Here is a 16,710-nt window from a genome sequence, read left to right as displayed (position 1 = left end):
CCCAGAGGACGCGACATGGCCGCCTATCAATATGTCTACCACATGCAGGGTGTCTCCAAGACCTATCCCGGTGGCAAGAAGTGCTTTGAAAACATCCACCTGAGCTTTCTGCCCGGCGTGAAAATCGGTGTTGTCGGCGTCAACGGCGCCGGTAAATCGACGCTGATGAAGATCATGGCGGGCCTCGACAAGGACTTCACCGGCGAGGCCTGGGCCGCCGAGGGTGCCAAGGTCGGCTATCTGCCGCAGGAACCTAAACTGGATGAAACCCTCAGCGTTCGTGAAAACGTCATGCTGGGCGTGGCCGAAAAGAAGGCGATCCTTGATCGCTATAACGAACTGGCGATGAACTACAGCGACGAAACCGCTGATGAGATGGCCAAACTGCAGGACGAGATCGACAGCCAGAACCTGTGGGACCTCGACAGCCAGATTGACGTCTCGATGGAGGCGCTGCGCTGCCCGGCCGACGACGCCAACATAGCCAACCTTTCGGGCGGTGAGAAACGCCGCGTCGCGCTCTGCAAACTTCTGCTGCAGGCCCCCGACATGCTGCTGCTCGATGAACCGACCAACCACCTGGACGCCGAAACCATCGCCTGGCTGCAGCAACACCTAATCGACTACAAGGGCACCATCCTGATCGTCACCCACGACCGCTATTTCCTGGACAGCATCACCGGCTGGATCCTTGAACTCGACCGTGGTCGGGGTCTGCCTTACGAGGGCAACTACTCCGCATGGCTTGAACAAAAGGCCAAACGGCTGGAGCAGGAGGCGCGCGAGGACAAGTCCAAGCAGAAGACCCTACAGCGCGAACTGGAATGGATGCGTCAGGGCCAGAAGGCCCGCCAGGCCAAATCCAAGGCCCGGATCAACGCCTATAACGAGCTGGCAGACCAGTCCGAACGCGAAAAGCTGACCCGCGCCCAGATCGTCATTCCCAACGGCCAGCGCCTTGGCGGCAAGGTGATCGAGGTTGAGGGTTTGGCCAAGCACATGGGCGACAAGCAACTGATCGAAAACCTCGATTTTGCCCTGCCCCCTGGCGGCATCGTCGGCGTCATCGGCCCCAACGGTGCCGGTAAATCGACGCTGTTCAAGATGCTCACCGGTCAGGAACAGCCCGACAGCGGCACCATCACTCTGGGCGACACGGTCGAACTGTCTTATGTCGACCAGTCCCGCGACGACCTGAAAGACAACGACACCGTGTGGGAGGCGATCACCGGCGGCGCCGAGATCATCCAGCTGGGCGACGCACAGGTCAATTCCCGCGCCTACTGCTCGTCCTTCAACTTTAAGGGCGGCGATCAGCAGAAAAAGGTCTCACTGCTATCCGGTGGTGAGCGCAACCGCGTCCACATGGCCCGCCTGCTGAAAGAGGGCGGCAACGTCCTGCTGCTCGACGAACCCACCAACGATCTGGACGTCGAAACCCTGCGCGCGCTGGAAGACGCGTTGGTCGATTTCGCCGGCTGCGCCGTCGTCATCTCACACGACCGCTTTTTCCTGGACCGTATTTGTACGCATATTCTGGCGTTCGAGGGCGATGCCCATGTGGAATGGTTCGAGGGCAACTTCGAAGACTACGAAGAGGACAAAAAGCGCCGCCTGGGACCGGACGCGCTGGAGCCCAAGCGGTTGAAGCATAAGAAGTTTGCGCGGTAAAAACTTTGTTTGAAGCCCGGAACCAACGGATGTGATTCCGGGCCTCAAATAGCCTGTTTGGAGTGAGTAGCAGCGTAGATATCGGTAATACGGTTTGACCGATGCGTGCTGCTATCTTTCTCAGCTTCTCCAGACCACTTGTGAGCCTCAAGCAGCCGGTCAGAGTTCAGCCTCTCACAACATAAATCAGGTTGTCTGCGCATTCTCGATCTGTGCCTTACAACAGCCGGCGGAAATCAGTTACTTTCGCGACTGGCCGACTGGCTGTTGGTTTTCACCAATCCCAACCTGTTTCTCGTTCAGAACATCTCCAAAAAGCACAGTCAGTTCTTTTTTGTTAACCGCTCCAGAATTTGCAATTTGCGTTTTCCCGGCAAGCTCTTTGGGCATCGAATTTGCCTGCTCCGCTGACTTGAAAATATGGTCTAGGATCAACTTGAAAAACATATCTTTCACCGTGCGTGTTGGGTTTCTCGAAATTGTTTGAAACTGAATATTCGTCGCAATGTCCCGCTGCGGGCCGATCCGAGCGTGCGGTGGACGTCGGCTCAAGGACCGTGTTTCCGTGAGTGGCCACCCGCAGCGGTGCAGCGTACATATGAAAGAAAGATCAAGCGCCAACGGGGAAGAAAACCGCGCTCCGCATCATTTTTGAATAGCCCGTCAAAAAGTCATTTTGTGATGCGGCTTTGCGAGCTAAAGCTCACGCCACTGCCCCAATTGTGACGTTACGACACTATTTATTGCTGATAGTTTTGGGTGCTTCTTTTGCGGATTGTCTGGATTCTAAACTGAGGTTTTTCGGCAGCGCGGGATGGGTGCTCGCAACCTTCATTCCTCAGTTTTAAAGAATCCAACTATAAAAAGGATAGGTGAATTCACCGACCCTACGGTCCCCCAAGCTTCCTTTTGGTAACGCAGCCTCTTCATTCCAGATCAACCCGATCCGCACGAATATCGCGGTACATCGGCGAACATGGCTATTGGGTTGGATGGTTTACGAATCCGTGTTTGATGGGATTAACCCAGCAATATGCCATGTGATTGCGATAATCTCGTCCATCACGGATCCAGCGCTCCCAAAACCTGCGTTGCCAATACCCACGTTCCTGTTTGACAACTTTCGACCCACTCCGCGGGCCAAACGCGCCGACGCCCCACACAAAGCGACTTTTTATTAACCACCACCGTGTGGAATTATCCGCATCCCCGGCGGCAAGGTCCAAACCGCGTGCAGATGATCGGGCAACACAATAAACGCATCACACCAGAATGGCCGCTCTCTCTGTGTCATCTCAAAGGCCGCCCGCAAATGTGCCACCTCGCGCACTAACTGCTCCGATGACCGATCAGCCAGAGACACGGTGGGAAAGTACCTGGCTCCGGGCATTCGGATGCGGCAGTAACTCGTCATGCCGCAACCTGATCACAGGCTTGGTCAAAGGTTTCTAAATGCCCATCCAGCGCCCCGATCGCATAGCTTTACCTTATCAATGGCCGCTGAACCAATAACCAAACCCGTCGGCGGATTCTTGTGCAAATCGGGAAACTGGCCCTCAAACCCTTGTAGGAAACGCACAAAATCCCTTGTCACACGCCCACCCCGATGCCATATCAATGGGGCTTACGTTTTTCTATTTCGACCCACTGTCACCGTTTCCGGCGCTCAGTCTATCGATACAGACAACGACGCCGGGCTGCCGCAACTCCGTGGGCAGCACTAAACAGGAGACAACGGATATGCCCACAGGCACCGTAAAATGGTTCAACACCACCAAAGGTTTTGGCTTTATCGCACCTGAAGATGGCGGCAAAGACATCTTCGTTCACATCTCGGCTGTCGAGCGTTCGGGCCTGACCGGTCTGGCCGACAACCAGAAAGTCACTTACGAGCTGCGCGCTGGTCGTGACGGCCGCGAAAGCGCCGACGATATCGCACTGGCCTAAGGCCGTGAAAGGGCAGAGGTCACCTCTGCCCTTTTCACATCACGCGGGACAAAACTGCAACACAAGTGTGTCTCTGCGATTACATCACAATACGGTTACTCTTGGCAGATGATTGACCAGATCGGTTATCATTCCGACACTGGTTTACGATTTTCCTGTTGTCCTTAAGAGAACCGATATGTTCACACGTCGTACTTTCCTTGCAGCATCTGCTGCCGCTGGCCTGACACCCGGTATTGCTTCGGCCAAGAAGAAAGCCGTTGAATACGACCCCACGCCCCAGTTCGTTCGGGTCAAGAAACAATTTCTGCCGGGGCAGCTTCTCGTCGCGCCTCGGTCTTTCTATCTTTATCTCATCACCGAACCGCGCAAGGCGATCCGCTATGGGTGCGGCGTTGGCAAGGCAGGTTTGGAATTCACCGGCACAGCCACGATCGACGTCAAGAAAGAGTGGCCGACATGGCGCCCCACGAACGAGATGATCGAACGTGAACCGCTGACTTACGCCAAGTTCAAGGACAATGATTTTGTCCAGCCCGGCGGCGGGGATAATCCGCTAGGCGCGCGCGCGCTCTACCTGTTTCAGAATGGAGTCGACACCTATTTCCGTATCCACGGCACGACGCAGCCGCAAACCATCGGCCGCGCGGCCTCAAACGGATGCATTCGGATGCTGAACGCCCATGTCATCGACCTGTATGAGCGTGTACCGGTCGGAACTGTGGTCACGGTGGTCTGAGGCGGTCACGACCCGGACCAGTCTACGTCCGTCGCCTCTTCGATCTGCAACAACCCGTCCGGCCAAGGTTGCGCCAGCGCCTTGGCGTCGTCCTCGGTTCCTGTAACCCATGTCTGAATGTCGGCAGGTTGCAGCAGGACGCCCATTCGATGGTGTATCGGCTCCAGATCAGCATTAGGTGGGCAGGTCACAGCTGCAAACTGGTCAACCCGCAGACCGCCCGGAGCCTGCCAACTGTCGAAGATCGCAGCGAAGAACAGAGGTGAGCCATCCGCCGAGGCGATGCGCCATGCGGTTTTTCGACGTTTTTCGCCTGTCCACTCGTACCACCCGTCGACTGGAACAACGGCTCGGCCAACGCCATCGAAGGCGGTTTTGTCAAAGACGGTTTCGGATCGGGCGTTGATTATGATTTCCATCACCGGTCGACCGCGCGCATTGACGCGCCCAACCGGGATCATGCCCCAACGCATGGGCGTCAGACCTTGGGTAGTCAGAACGATCAGTTCCTGACCCGGTTGAATGTTCCTTCGCGGCGGCTGTGGGTCCACATCACACCGGACATTCAAAAACTGGGCGATCTCAGACATTGGCCGTGTCAGAAAAAATCGCCCGGGCATCTTCTCAATCCTGCTTGGTCGAGGTTTCGACCAGCTCCAGCACGTAAGGCCCAAGCGCTGCTACAATCCGCGCCACGCCTTCTTTGTTGGGGTGAATTCCGTCCGATTGCATGAACTGCCGGACTGCGCTCGGGTCGCCGTTTGGCTGCAACCCTTCAAAAAAGCTTTCCGCAAACACAAGCTGATATGCCTTGGCTAGATCAGGGTACATCGCATCAAATGCCTGCTTGTAATCGACCCCGTAATTCCCCGGTGCCTGCATTCCGATCAGCAAAACCTCAACCTCCGCCGCCCGGGCGGAGGTTACGATTGTCTCAAGGTGTGCGCGCGAGACAGCCGGGTCGATACCGCGCAGCAGGTCATTGCCGCCCAGCGCTACGATCATCGCGTCCACGTCAGGTGTCAGCGTCCAATCCACACGAGCCGCGCCGCCGGCTGTCGTATCCCCGGAAACTCCGGCATTGATCAATTGCACATCTGCGCCCTGATCCTTCAGCCATTGATCCAACTGTGGTACGAACCCGTCCTGTTCCGGTAGCCCATATCCTTGTGTCAGCGAGTCCCCGAGCGCCGCGATGACCAACGGTTCCGCTGTGGCGGCAAAGCCGCAACACGCAAACAGTAAAGCCATCAGAGCCTTGCGCATTTTTCCAACCACTCCATATCCCAAAATGACCGCCTCCTTTTGGAAGTACCTATGACGACACCTGTTCTTTCGCTCCAAAATGCCGCTTTGTCGCTGGATGGCAATGCCGGCCGGGTCAATATCCTGCATGAGATTAACCTGACCGTCGCAAAAGGCGAAACGCTTGGGCTTGTCGGGCCGTCCGGGTCTGGCAAATCCTCGCTGTTGATGCTGATGGGCGGGTTGGAACAGGCAAGCGCGGGCAAGATCACGGCCCTTGGCCAGGATCTGACTGGTATGGATGAGGATTCTCTGGCCCGTTTCCGGCGCAATGCGATGGGGGTCGTCTTTCAGAACTTTCATCTGATCCCAACAATGACCGCCCTGGAAAATGTGGCCACGCCGCTGGAATTGGCCGGACACAAGGATGCGTTTCAACGCGCTGCGGCAGAACTTGACGCGGTTGGCCTGTCGCACCGCCGCGATCATTATCCGGCGCAATTGTCGGGCGGCGAACAACAACGCGTTGCGCTGGCCCGGGCCGCCGCACCGCGTCCGCAAATTTTGCTGGCGGATGAGCCGACAGGAAATCTGGACGAAACGAACGGCGCGGCGATCGTCGATCTATTGTTCGGCCTGCGCGACAAACACGGTGCCACTCTGGTGCTTGTAACCCATAGTCATAGTCTGGCGCGCAGGTGCGATCGGGTGGTGCGCTTGCGCGACGGGCGGATTTCGGAAGACAGCCAGCAAAAGGCAGCGGAATGAGCCTTCGGCTGGCCGGGCGGCTGGCACGCCGTGAACTTCGGGGCGGGCTGCGTGGGTTTCGCGTTTTCCTCGCGTGTCTTGCGCTGGGTGTCGCAGCAATCGCAGCAGTTGGGTCGGTGCGCCACGCGATCCAGGCTGGATTGGCCGAGGAAGGCGCGGCCCTGTTGGGCGGGGATGCGCAACTGGAATTCACCTACAGGTTTGCTACAAATGACGAACGCGCCTGGATGGACCAGACCGGAACAGCTGTCTCTGAAGTGGTCGATTTTCGCTCAATGGCCGTTGCCGATCAGGACGCTGAAACGCAACGCGCGCTGACACAGGTTAAATCAGTCGACGACACCTACCCGTTGTTGGGATCTCCGGTTTTGAAACCTGCAATGCCCCTGTCGGCGGCTTTAGGGACACATCAAGGTCTTCCCGGCGCGGTAATGGATCCGTCGCTGATTGACCGGTTGGGTCTTTCCGTCGGAGATCGCTTTGCACTGGGGACGCAGGAATTCATCCTGACCGCCGCATTGATCCATGAACCGGACGGGGCGGCAGATGGCTTTGGTCTGGGCCCTCGCACGCTGGTGCGGACCGAAGACTTGCAAGCATCCGGCCTGTTGGCCCCGGGAACTCTGTTTTCCACCAAATACCGCCTGGCCCTGCCATCAGGAACCGATCTGCAAGATCTAGCGGTAGAAGCGCGTCAGAATTTTGAGGGCACCGGTATGCGATGGACTGATGCTCGCAACGGAGCGCCGGGGATTGCGGAATTCGTCGGACGGCTCAGCGCATTTCTGGTTCTGGTCGGGTTATCAGGCCTTGCAGTCGGCGGCATCGGAGTTTCCGCAGCCGTACGCGCCTATCTGTCCCAAAAGACAGAGACCATCGCGACACTGCGCACACTGGGCGCTGACAAGGCGACAATATTCCAAACTTATATGATCCAGATCGGTGTCCTGTCCGGGATCGGCATCTTGCTGGGCCTTGCCTTGGGCGGGTTGCTGCCGCTGCTGCTGGCCCCCTTGATTGAAGCACGGCTGCCTGTACCCGCAGTTTTCTCGTTTTATCCGGCGCCGCTTGCCGAAGCAGCGTTGTACGGTTTACTGACGGCCTTTCTGTTCACGCTCTGGCCCCTTGCCCGCACCGAAGACGTCCGCGCAGCGACCCTGTTTCGGGATGCTTTGACCTCGGCGCGTACGGTTCCACGAGGGGTATACCTCATCGCAACTGGTTTCGGCCTCGCGCTGCTGATCGCGTCAGCTGCCTGGTTCAGCGGCTCGGCGCGCCTGACGTTCTGGACCGCCGGAGGGTTGGTGGGCGCGTTGCTGCTGCTGTCCACTGCGGCCTATGCGGTGCGCCGGCTGGCTCGGCTTAGCGCCCCATCAGCGCGCGGGCGTCCGGCCCTTCGGTGGGCCTTGTCGGCCATTTCCGACCCGCGAGAGGGCGCTGCATCCGTTGTACTGTCTCTGGGTCTTGGACTTTCGGTTCTGGCGGCCGTTGGACAGATCGACGGCACCTTGCGCAATGCAATTTCCGGCAACTTGCCGGACGTTGCCCCGTCTTACTTCTTCGTCGACATCCAGAAGGACCAAATGCCGGGTTTTAACGACAGGTTAACCACCGACCCCGGCGTCAGCCGGATTGAAAGCGCACCGATGCTGCGCGGGATCATCACACAGATCAACGGCAAACCCGCCCGCGAAATGGCAGGCGATCATTGGGTTTTGGATGGCGACCGGGGCGTCACCTATTCCGTCCGTCCGCCCGAAAACGCACGCATCACCTCGGGCGAATGGTGGGCCGATGACTATACCGGTACCCCACAGGTGAGTTTCGCAGCCGAGGAGGCGGAAGAAATGGGCCTTAAGCTCGGCGACCAACTGACCGTGAACATTTTGGGCCGGGACATTACCGCAGAACTCACATCGACGCGCGAGGTTGATTTCTCAAACGCCGGTATGGGCTTTATTATGTCTATGAATCCATCGGCCCTTGCAGGTGCCCCGCACAGCTTTATCGCGACGGTCTATGCCGAAGAACAGGCCGAAACGGAAATTCTGCGCGATTTGGCCGGGAAGTACCCCAACATAACGGCGATCCGGGTGCGCGACGCGATTGACCGCGTTTCGGGCCTGCTGGCGGGCATCGCAGCGGCCACGTCTTATGGCGCGGGTATTTCTCTGCTGACCGGCTTCTTGGTCCTCATCGGTGCTGCCGCGGCCGGGGAACCCGCGCGCCGATATGAGGCCGCGATTCTCAAAACACTGGGCGCGGACCGGCGGCGCATCCTGTTCAGCTTTGCCCTGCGCGCCGCGCTGTTGGGTGCGGCTGCTGGTGGCGTTGCGCTACTGACCGGCGTCCTAGGTGGGTGGGCCGTTGCCACCTATATTTTCGACACGAAATTCTCGGTGATCTGGCCGTCCGCAATCGGAATTGTTCTGGCGGGCATCATCGTGACGCTTGGCGCGGGGCTGATCTTTGCCCTGCGTCCTCTGGCTGTCCGTCCTGCCCGCATCCTGCGTGCCAGCGATTAACCTGCGCGCGCGCAGGCAACCGGTTGCAGAATCTGCAGCAAAGGATCGTTGTCACAGATCAGGGCGTCCAGCGTGATCTCGTCCAGTGAGGCATAGAAGACCTCAGCCGCGTCCTGAAGCGCCATCCGCAATCGACATGCATCCGTCAATGGGCAGGTGTTGTCGGCATCCGCAAAACACTCGGCCAGCGGCAGGTTGCCTTCGACATCACGAAACACCGATCCGATCCGGATCTGTTCGGCCGAACGCGCCAGAACCATACCACCGTTACGACCGCGTTGGGTGCTAAGATAGTCCAACTGGCTAAGCTGATTGATGACCTGCGCCAGATGGTTCTCGGAAATATTACACACTTCGGCAATCTCGGACTTGGTAACCAGCCTATCCTGATGCGCTGCACAATACATCAGCAGCCGCACCGCAATGTTCGTCCGTTTGGTTATCCGCATCGTGACCTCCCAAATTTCAAGATGCAGACTTATTGCATGTCTGGCCAAAAAGCGGTTTGACATACATCAATCGTCAGGAAAGGACGCACAGGCCCATGGCAGATCCCTATTTCTTTGGCTACGGCAGCCTTGTGAACCTTTCGACGCATGACTTTCCCGATCCGCATCCTGCCCGGCTAAAAGGCTGGCGGCGCGCGTGGCGACACACTGACCTGCGACCGGTCGCCTTTCTGACGGCAGTTTCGGACCCTGCGTCCAAGATCGAAGGCATGATTGCGCATGTGCCGAAAAATGATTGGATCGCGCTAGACGAACGGGAGTGGGCCTATAGCCGAATTCCCGCCACACAATCCGTCACGCACCCGATAAAGTACGAGGTCGAGATTGCCGTCTACGCTGTGCCTCTTGACCGGCACAACGCTCCAAGCAATCACCACCCATTGCTACTGAGTTACATTGATGTGGTCGTGCAGGGATACCTGCGCGCATTTGGTGAAGACGGCGCAGATCGTTTCTTTGCCACCACAGATGGATGGGATGCACCAATCTTGAACGACCGGGCCGAGCCCCGATACCCGCGCCATCAGCAGTTGAATCCGGTTGAGACCGAATTCGTGGATGATCGTCTCAGCCGTCTCTCAGCCCGGATTGTTCAGAACGCATAGAAAAAAGGCGGGATCGAACGACCCCGCCTTTCCTCATTCTCTGCAATATGTTCAAGCTTTTGCGCGGATCACCTGCAGCAGTGGCAACAGAGTGGCCATCTCAGGCCCCCGCTCCATGCCGGTCAGCGCCTTGCGCAGCGGCATGAACAGCCCTTTGCCCTTACGGCCGGTCGCTTCTTTGACAGTGCTGGTCCATTTGCCCCAGGTTTCGCCATCGAACGAACCTTCAGGCAGCAGCGCCATAGCCTCGGCGATAAACTCACGGTCCTCATCCGCGATCAGCGGCTCAGCCCCATCGCGGCACAGCTCCCACCAGCCCTTGAGATCAGCCAAAGTGGTGATGTTCTCGCGTGCCATCGCCCAGAAGGGTTCGGCCAGATCGGCAGGAACACCAGCATCAGCCACGGCCTCGGCCACGACGGCCAAAGGCAGGGATTGCAAATGCTTTGCCGTCAGCGGGAACAGGTCCTGCACATCGAACTTGGTCGGCGCGGCCCCAAAACGGTTCACATCGAAGCCTTCAATCAGTTCCGCCATTTCCGAGCGCAGCTCAACCGGGTCGGAGGAGCCCAGACGCGCCATCAGGCTCAGCAACGCCATCGGCTGCACGCCCTGTTCACGCAGATCACGCAGGGCAAGCGTGCCAAGTCGCTTCGACAGGGCCTCTCCTTGCGGACCGGTCAACAGCGAATGGTGTGCAAAGCGAGGGCAGGTGCCGCCCAGCGCTTCGATGATCTGAATCTGTGTTGCGGTGTTGGTCACATGGTCCGAGCCACGCACCACATCGGTGACGCCCATTTCGGTGTCATCCACCACCGACGCAATCGTGTAGAGAACCTGACCATCGCCCCGGATCAGAACCGGATCGGACACAGATGCCGCATCGATCGAGATGTCGCCCAAAATGCCGTCATTCCACTCAATCCGCTCATGATCCAGTTTGAAGCGCCAGACGCCGCTGCCACGCTCGGCCCGCAGCGCCTCTTTCTCAGCATCCGAGAGGTTCAGCGCAGCGCGGTCATAAACCGGCGGCTTGCCCATGTTCAGTTGCTTCTTGCGCTTCAAGTCCAGCTCGGTCGGCGTCTCGAACGCCTCATAGAACCGGCCCATCTCGCGCAGCTTGTCTGCGGCTTCGGCATACCGGTCCAGACGATCCGACTGACGTTCAACCCGGTCCCAATGCAGGCCCAGCCACTCCATGTCCTGTTTGATGGCGTCGACATATTCTTCTTTCGACCGCTCAGGATCGGTGTCGTCGATCCGCAAGATGAACGTGCCGCCTGCTTTGCGGGCGATCAGATAGTTCATCAAGGCGGTGCGCAGGTTGCCCACGTGGATGTAACCGGTGGGCGACGGGGCAAAACGGGTGGTTGTCATAGGTGTCTCCTGTTGGCGCGGCTCTTGTCACAGGATTGGCCAATTGTCCAGCAAAGGCGTTCAGGTCGGCTGGACCGGCCAGTGCCGATCCAAGTCCTTTAACCCGGCGCAGATCAGTTCAGACAGAACATTCGTGTCAATATCCGCCAACTTGTTCACATAGAGACAGGACTTGCCCAATTTGTGTTTACCAAGTCGTGACAGAATATCCCCGAAATCCGCGTAGCCGGGCATGATGTAGATCGACAAAGCCGTTTTGCGCGGGGAAAACCCGGTTGCTAGAAACTCTCCTTCGCGCCCGGACTTGTAGCGATAATGGTAACGACCATAGCCCACAATCGAGGCACCCCACATAACAGGTTCAAACCCGGTCGCGTGCCGAAAGAGGGCATCCAACGCCCGCGCATCATCTGCCTTCTTCGCCGGTTGAACAGCCGCCAAAAAGCCCTCGACGCTTTGCCCTGTGGGAACGGTTTTGTTTTCAGATCGCGCCATAAACAAAAATTAACACGTAATGTTCATCCACGCAGCCCATTTGAAAAGGGTATACACTGGCAAGAGACTCGCACCGACCTAAACTCACTGAATGCTGTTCTGACAGGGAGAACCAATATGACCATCAAATTGACCCGCCGCGCGGCACTGGGAACTGCGGCAGCTTTGCCCTTTGCCGCAGCTGCAGCGCCGGTTCTGGCAGCCGGAGCTGAGACAAAGGCAAATTCAACCGTCGCCAAATCCTTTGCGTTGGGCGATTTTACCGTAACGACATTGCTGGACGGCAGCCTGCCGCGCGATGGCGCCCAAGAAATCTTTGGCGGCGGAGCGTCAGATGAAGACTTCGCGAAAGTCTCAGCAGACAATTTCATCTCGCCGGATGTCGCGCAGTTCTTCTTTACCCCGACTCTGGTCAACACCGGGTCTGAGCTGGTCCTGTTCGACACGGGGCTGGGGCAAGGTGGTATTCAGGCGGCCTTGGCCGATGCGGGTGTGACACCCGATCAAATCAATGTCGTCGTCATCACCCATATGCATCCCGACCATATCGGCGGCATGACGACCGATGACGCGCCGACCTTCCCGAACGCGCGCTATGTCACCTCCTCTCCGGAATATGACTTCTGGGCGGCGCAGGACGCAGGCAATCGTGTCGGAGATCTGGTCGCGGCCAAGGTCACACCTTTGGCCGAGAAGATGTCCTTTGTTGAAAATGGCGGCGAAGTCTCGTCGGGTATCACCGCTGTTGCAGCTTATGGCCATACACCTGGCCACACGGTGTATCATCTAGAAAGCAACGGGCAGCGTCTGGTTCTGACCGCCGATCTGGCAAACCACTATGTCTGGTCCTTTGCCCATCCGGAATGGGAAGTCCGTTTTGACATGGACAAAGCAGCCGCCACGGCATCGCGCCGCGACGTGCTGGGCATGCTGGCCGCCGACAAGGTTCCGATGATCGGCTATCACATGCCATTCCCGGCAGCTGGCTTCGTTGAACCCCGTGGCGACGGGTTCCGCTTTGTGCCGGTCAGCTACCAGATGATGGGATAGTACCCTAGTATCCCGGGTCCGGCCGCACCTTTGAACCATCCGTAAATCGGGACAGGCGAAAGGCGGCCGGATCGACGCATGGCGTGGTTTCACAAACCAGATCGGCCATTAAACGCCCCGCTCCGGGGCCGATCCCAAATCCATGACCTGAAAACCCCGTGGCGATGAACATCCCTGGCATGGTATCGACTGAAGATATTACCGGAATGGCGTCCGGGGTGACGTCGATCAAACCTGCCCAGCTTTGAACGATCTCTGCCTGCTCCAGCACCGGGAACCCTTTGCGCGCGCGCGCCCATGTCCGCCTCAGGACCTTGGCCGAAGGCTCAGGATCCAGCACACGGCAATGTTCGAATGGCGTGACGTCGGTGTGCAACCATGTTCGGTCCTCACCGGCCTCTGCCGCCCAGCGTTCGGACAGCCTGAAACGCAAGGATCGCCATTCCTGTCGGAACGCCGGAACAAACTGAAGCGCAAGCCGAAAACTATCCGGGACAATATCAACCGTATTCTCGTGCCCGGATGCAATTGTATAACCGCCATCGGCCCTTTTTCGCATCGCGAAGTCATCTGACCATATTGCTGTTTCCGGCCCATTCACCGGTGAAGTGCGTAAGACCGTGTTGAGAACCTTAAGCTGTGGCAGGTCAATCCCCGCATTTCCCGCAAAAAGGCGCGACCATGACCCCCCGGCCAGAACCACTCGCGCACAGGCCACCCGACCACGCTCAGTAAACACGCCCGAGACATGACCGTTCTCAACATCCACGCTGCGCACAGCGCAGTTGGTCATCAGGCACGCCCCTTTGTCACGTGCGGCTTCAGCGATCGCAGGGGCGGCCCATTGCGGCTCGGCTCGTCCATCCCTTGGCATGTGCAGGGCAACTTTCAGCCCCGATTGATTGTTGGGCAACAAGCCATCCAATTCAGCACCCGAAACCATCTGAGCGCCAGTTTGCAAACCTTCAACATGGCGCATCCAGCGTCCAAGATTTGCATGATCCCGTTTCCCCGATGCGCCAAAAAGGATGCCGGAACGCGTAAAACCGGTTTGGCGTCCGGTACGTTGATCCAGGCCCTGCCAGATCTGCTGCGCCTCTAACATGAGCGGGATTTCCCGGGGGTCTCGCAGCCCCAATCGCACCCATCCCCAGTTTCGCGAACTTTGTTCGCCCGCGATATGGCCTTTTTCGCACAGCAAAACCGACGCGCCCCGCTCTGATAGCTCTAAAGCCGTTGATGCGCCGATGATTCCGCCGCCTATGACCACAACGTCAACAGACTTGGGCAGATGCAGATCAGGTTCTACAGGAGTTGGTTTTGGACCGGGCATCCGCCGCTCTTACTTCATTGCTCGGACTGCAATGAATGCGCGGTATCAGGCAATAGGCAACATGCCGCCGGATGCACGGATCATAATTTTCACAAGCTGTGGTTATAGTGCCAGAATGATCTCTGGCACTGTTGGATTCAACAGGTCCAGCCGTTAAGCCGCGCCGCAGAGTTCAGCCCACTTCTGACGCAATGTGGCTGTCAATCCGGCATCGTTGCCGGCCAAATCTTCACCCATGCTTTCTTGTGAAGGCAGTTCAGGCAGAACCGAAGAGGCCACAGATTCCGCTGGTTCCGATTTTTGCTCTGACGGCATTTCAGCCCCCAAAAGGTCGGCAATGGCAGAATCAACCTGATCTTCGTCTAGTTCATGACCCTTGGTTTCCATCGAACGCCACGGAAGTGGCGAGTGGAGTGGTCTATCGTATTGCTCACGCATTTTCACACCAAATCGTTAACACAGACACGCAATTCACGATGCGTAACAAACAAAACTCGATCATAAACATCGAGCCACTTAAGAATGCGCCGCATCTGCCCCACATGAGGCGGCAATTAAGCTAAAATGTGTCAGAAAAATGTCCTGATTTCAAGCGTGTTAAACGGCCTAAGCCGATTCTAGATACGCACTGTCCCCGCCACAGGGGCAATGAACAAAAGGGCGCCATCAAGCACCCTTTTTGGAAACGATAGGAGACTTAAAAAATACGCGTGGTTTCAGCTCAAGACCGATCACGCCAACGATTCACAATCGGGTATCTGCGGTCCAGCCAGAAGGCTCGCTTGGTCAAGCGCGTACCTGGTGCGGACTGAAACCGCTTATATTCGCTGATATAGATCAGATGCTCTACGCGACGGGCGACATCTGCTTCGAATCCTGCTGCTTCGCAATCAGCGATCGAGCCATCGCGGTCGACCAGGATTTCCAGGATCGCGTCCAGTTCCGGGTAGTCCGGCAGGCTGTCACTGTCTTTCTGGTCTTCGCGCAGCTCAGCACTGGGGGGTTTATCAATGACCGACGGTCGGATCACCTCGCCTTCGGGGCCCATCATCCAGTCACGGTGATTGGCATTGCGCCAGCGGCATGTTTCGAACACGCGCGTTTTATACAGATCCTTGATCGGGTTGTAGCCGCCATTCATGTCGCCATAGATGGTCGCGTAACCCACAGCCACCTCGGACTTGTTGCCCGTGGTCAGCAGCATTTCGCCAAACTTGTTCGAGATCGCCATCAGCAGCAAACCGCGCAGGCGGGATTGGACGTTTTCCTCGGTCAAATCCGCCTCGCGGCCCGCAAACAACGGGGCCAGAGTGTCTGTCACCGCCGCCCGACTGTCCGAGATCGGAACATAGTCGTAATGCGCGCCCAGCGCCTTGGCGACGGCTTCAGCGTCATCTAGCGAGGCCTGGCTGGTGTATTCCGACGGCAGCATCACGCAACGGACGTTTTCCGCACCGATTGCATCAACAGCAATTGCCGCGACCAACGCCGAGTCCACTCCACCCGACAGCCCCAACAACGCCTTTTTGAACCCGGTCTTGCCCATGTAATCGCGCAGGGATTGGACCATAGCGCGATAGTCCTGCTCCCATTCATCCGGCTGCGGCACAACTTCAGCAGGCACAATACGCCAACCTTCATCACCGCGCTCCAAATCGACATGTGTTACGGCCTCATCGAAGACCGGCATTCGAAAGGCCAGTTCTCCGCCCGGATTCAGGCCGAAAGTCGCGCCATCAAAGACCTGATCGTCCTGACCGCCCACCATGTTCAGATAGATCAGCGGTAAACCGGTCTCGACCACACGGGCGACCATATGGTTCAGGCGCACATCATATTTGTTGCGGAAATAAGGCGAGCCATTGGGGATCAGCAAAAACTCGGCCCCGGTTTCTTCCAGAGTTTCCGAGACGTCCGGATGCCAGCTATCTTCGCAGATCGGGCTACCGATCCGCGAGTTGCCAACCGAGTATGGGCCGCCCAACGGGCCGGCGTCGTACAAGCGCACCTCGTCGAACACTGTTTCATTCGGCAGGTGGTGCTTCAACACCTTGCTACCAATACGACCAGCCTTGAGGATTAGGTAAGCATTGAAAAGCTTGTCGTCTTCGGTCCACGGACCACCGATTGCAATGGCCGGCCCATCGGCACATTGGGCCGCCAACTCCTGAACCGCAGCCATTGCAGCCTGGTGAAAGACCGGCTTCATCACCAGATCCTGTGTGTTGTAACCTGTGATGAACATTTCAGGGAAAGCCACAAGGTCGGCACCAGCTTCGCGCCCCTGCTCCCACGCCGCAAGCGCCTTGTCCAAATTGCCTTGGATGTCCCCAACAACGGGATTGAGTTGTGCCAGAGTAATGCGGAAACGGTTGGCCATGCTGCCCTCTTGCCCTCGTCAGTCCTAATGCCATTTAGCAGATCGCACCGCGAGTGAAAGTCAAAT

Annotated in this window: 16 protein-coding genes; 7 read left to right on the top strand and 9 right to left on the bottom strand. The window is 57.7% G+C overall.

Going from position 1 to position 16,710, the window contains the following annotated elements; translation table 11 throughout:
• The first annotated feature begins 15 nt into the window (after nt 1-15).
• Complete coding sequence (gene ettA, locus AC2FIB_RS09965; RefSeq protein ID WP_496734441.1) at nt 16-1,671, top strand: energy-dependent translational throttle protein EttA; 1,656 nt, start codon at nt 16-18, stop codon at nt 1,669-1,671.
• 240 nt (nt 1,672-1,911) lie between these two features.
• Here ettA and AC2FIB_RS09960 read toward each other — a convergent pair whose 3' ends face one another.
• Nucleotides 1,912-2,223, bottom strand: coding sequence for a hypothetical protein (locus tag AC2FIB_RS09960; protein ID WP_496734439.1), 312 nt, complete (start codon nt 2,221-2,223; stop codon nt 1,912-1,914).
• A 1,188-nt stretch (nt 2,224-3,411) separates the two neighbouring features.
• On the opposite strand from AC2FIB_RS09960, the gene AC2FIB_RS09955 reads away from it, so the two are divergent.
• Nucleotides 3,412-3,618, top strand: coding sequence for a cold-shock protein (locus tag AC2FIB_RS09955; protein WP_058273677.1), 207 nt, complete (start codon nt 3,412-3,414; stop codon nt 3,616-3,618).
• 178 nt (nt 3,619-3,796) lie between these two features.
• Entirely contained in the window at nt 3,797-4,357 is a 561-nt protein-coding gene (locus tag AC2FIB_RS09950; RefSeq protein WP_496734437.1) for a L,D-transpeptidase, read from the top strand.
• 5 nt (nt 4,358-4,362) lie between these two features.
• Here AC2FIB_RS09950 and AC2FIB_RS09945 read toward each other — a convergent pair whose 3' ends face one another.
• On the bottom strand, nt 4,363-4,977 hold the full coding sequence (locus AC2FIB_RS09945) for an SOS response-associated peptidase (RefSeq protein ID WP_496734436.1): 615 nt from the start codon (nt 4,975-4,977) through the stop codon (nt 4,363-4,365).
• A gap of 4 nt (nt 4,978-4,981) precedes the next feature.
• On the bottom strand, nt 4,982-5,623 hold the full coding sequence (locus AC2FIB_RS09940) for an arylesterase (protein WP_496734435.1): 642 nt from the start codon (nt 5,621-5,623) through the stop codon (nt 4,982-4,984).
• A 51-nt stretch (nt 5,624-5,674) separates the two neighbouring features.
• Here AC2FIB_RS09940 and AC2FIB_RS09935 point away from each other — a divergent pair, with 51 nt between their 5' ends.
• The gene (locus AC2FIB_RS09935) at nt 5,675-6,370 is read left to right on the top strand and encodes an ABC transporter ATP-binding protein (protein WP_113792130.1); all 696 of its coding nucleotides are present in this window, start codon (nt 5,675-5,677) and stop codon (nt 6,368-6,370) included.
• Complete coding sequence (locus AC2FIB_RS09930) at nt 6,367-8,895, top strand: ABC transporter permease (protein WP_496734434.1); 2,529 nt, start codon at nt 6,367-6,369, stop codon at nt 8,893-8,895. Before AC2FIB_RS09935 ends, AC2FIB_RS09930 begins: the two co-directional genes overlap by 4 nt.
• Here the strand turns inward: AC2FIB_RS09930 and AC2FIB_RS09925 are convergent.
• A complete protein-coding gene (locus tag AC2FIB_RS09925) occupies nt 8,892-9,344 on the bottom strand; it encodes an RrF2 family transcriptional regulator (protein WP_282169762.1) in 453 nt (150 codons plus the stop codon). The two genes, AC2FIB_RS09930 and AC2FIB_RS09925, sit on opposite strands and share 4 nt — an antisense overlap.
• A 95-nt stretch (nt 9,345-9,439) precedes the next feature.
• Between AC2FIB_RS09925 and AC2FIB_RS09920 the strand changes: the two genes are divergently transcribed.
• On the top strand, nt 9,440-10,009 hold the full coding sequence (locus AC2FIB_RS09920; protein WP_496734432.1) for a gamma-glutamylcyclotransferase family protein: 570 nt from the start codon (nt 9,440-9,442) through the stop codon (nt 10,007-10,009).
• A 51-nt stretch (nt 10,010-10,060) separates the two neighbouring features.
• Here the strand turns inward: AC2FIB_RS09920 and gltX are convergent, their stop codons facing one another.
• Together gltX and AC2FIB_RS09910 are read right to left on the bottom strand one after the other, a co-directional pair.
• The gene (gltX, locus tag AC2FIB_RS09915; protein ID WP_496734431.1) at nt 10,061-11,386 is read right to left on the bottom strand and encodes a glutamate--tRNA ligase; all 1,326 of its coding nucleotides are present in this window, start codon (nt 11,384-11,386) and stop codon (nt 10,061-10,063) included.
• Nucleotides 11,387-11,446: 60 nt separating this feature from the next.
• Nucleotides 11,447-11,881: a DUF1801 domain-containing protein gene (locus AC2FIB_RS09910; RefSeq protein WP_282169765.1), complete on the bottom strand. Its 435-nt coding sequence runs from the start codon at nt 11,879-11,881 to the stop codon at nt 11,447-11,449.
• 117 nt (nt 11,882-11,998) lie between these two features.
• Here AC2FIB_RS09910 and AC2FIB_RS09905 point away from each other — a divergent pair, with 117 nt between their 5' ends.
• Complete coding sequence (locus AC2FIB_RS09905) at nt 11,999-12,931, top strand: MBL fold metallo-hydrolase (protein WP_496734429.1); 933 nt, start codon at nt 11,999-12,001, stop codon at nt 12,929-12,931.
• A 4-nt stretch (nt 12,932-12,935) separates the two neighbouring features.
• Here AC2FIB_RS09905 and AC2FIB_RS09900 read toward each other — a convergent pair whose 3' ends face one another.
• The 3 genes from AC2FIB_RS09900 to AC2FIB_RS09890 form a co-directional block, all read right to left on the bottom strand.
• On the bottom strand, nt 12,936-14,264 hold the full coding sequence (locus AC2FIB_RS09900) for an NAD(P)/FAD-dependent oxidoreductase (protein WP_496841983.1): 1,329 nt from the start codon (nt 14,262-14,264) through the stop codon (nt 12,936-12,938).
• Between the two features lie 153 nt (nt 14,265-14,417).
• On the bottom strand, nt 14,418-14,651 hold the full coding sequence (locus AC2FIB_RS09895; protein WP_496734427.1) for a hypothetical protein: 234 nt from the start codon (nt 14,649-14,651) through the stop codon (nt 14,418-14,420).
• Between the two features lie 334 nt (nt 14,652-14,985).
• The gene (locus tag AC2FIB_RS09890) at nt 14,986-16,644 is read right to left on the bottom strand and encodes an NAD+ synthase (RefSeq protein ID WP_496734426.1); all 1,659 of its coding nucleotides are present in this window, start codon (nt 16,642-16,644) and stop codon (nt 14,986-14,988) included.
• Between the last annotated feature and the right edge of the window lie 66 nt (nt 16,645-16,710).

This window comes from Ruegeria sp. YTSA072, assembly GCF_059610285.1.
Note: the sequence above shows the minus strand (reverse complement) of the source record. Positions and strands in the feature narration are given on the sequence as shown.

Coding starts and splice junctions, on each gene's coding strand:
- ettA (WP_496734441.1), top strand. CDS start 16: ATGGCCGCCTATCAATATGTCTACCACATGCAGGGTGTCTCCAAGACC.
- AC2FIB_RS09955 (WP_058273677.1), top strand. CDS start 3,412: ATGCCCACAGGCACCGTAAAATGGTTCAACACCACCAAAGGTTTTGGC.
- AC2FIB_RS09950 (WP_496734437.1), top strand. CDS start 3,797: ATGTTCACACGTCGTACTTTCCTTGCAGCATCTGCTGCCGCTGGCCTG.
- AC2FIB_RS09945 (WP_496734436.1), bottom strand. CDS start 4,977: ATGCCCGGGCGATTTTTTCTGACACGGCCAATGTCTGAGATCGCCCAG.
- AC2FIB_RS09940 (WP_496734435.1), bottom strand. CDS start 5,623: ATGCGCAAGGCTCTGATGGCTTTACTGTTTGCGTGTTGCGGCTTTGCC.
- AC2FIB_RS09935 (WP_113792130.1), top strand. CDS start 5,675: ATGACGACACCTGTTCTTTCGCTCCAAAATGCCGCTTTGTCGCTGGAT.
- AC2FIB_RS09930 (WP_496734434.1), top strand. CDS start 6,367: ATGAGCCTTCGGCTGGCCGGGCGGCTGGCACGCCGTGAACTTCGGGGC.
- AC2FIB_RS09925 (WP_282169762.1), bottom strand. CDS start 9,344: ATGCGGATAACCAAACGGACGAACATTGCGGTGCGGCTGCTGATGTAT.
- AC2FIB_RS09920 (WP_496734432.1), top strand. CDS start 9,440: ATGGCAGATCCCTATTTCTTTGGCTACGGCAGCCTTGTGAACCTTTCG.
- gltX (WP_496734431.1), bottom strand. CDS start 11,386: ATGACAACCACCCGTTTTGCCCCGTCGCCCACCGGTTACATCCACGTG.
- AC2FIB_RS09910 (WP_282169765.1), bottom strand. CDS start 11,881: ATGGCGCGATCTGAAAACAAAACCGTTCCCACAGGGCAAAGCGTCGAG.
- AC2FIB_RS09905 (WP_496734429.1), top strand. CDS start 11,999: ATGACCATCAAATTGACCCGCCGCGCGGCACTGGGAACTGCGGCAGCT.
- AC2FIB_RS09900 (WP_496841983.1), bottom strand. CDS start 14,264: ATGCCCGGTCCAAAACCAACTCCTGTAGAACCTGATCTGCATCTGCCC.
- AC2FIB_RS09895 (WP_496734427.1), bottom strand. CDS start 14,651: ATGGAAACCAAGGGTCATGAACTAGACGAAGATCAGGTTGATTCTGCC.
- AC2FIB_RS09890 (WP_496734426.1), bottom strand. CDS start 16,644: ATGGCCAACCGTTTCCGCATTACTCTGGCACAACTCAATCCCGTTGTT.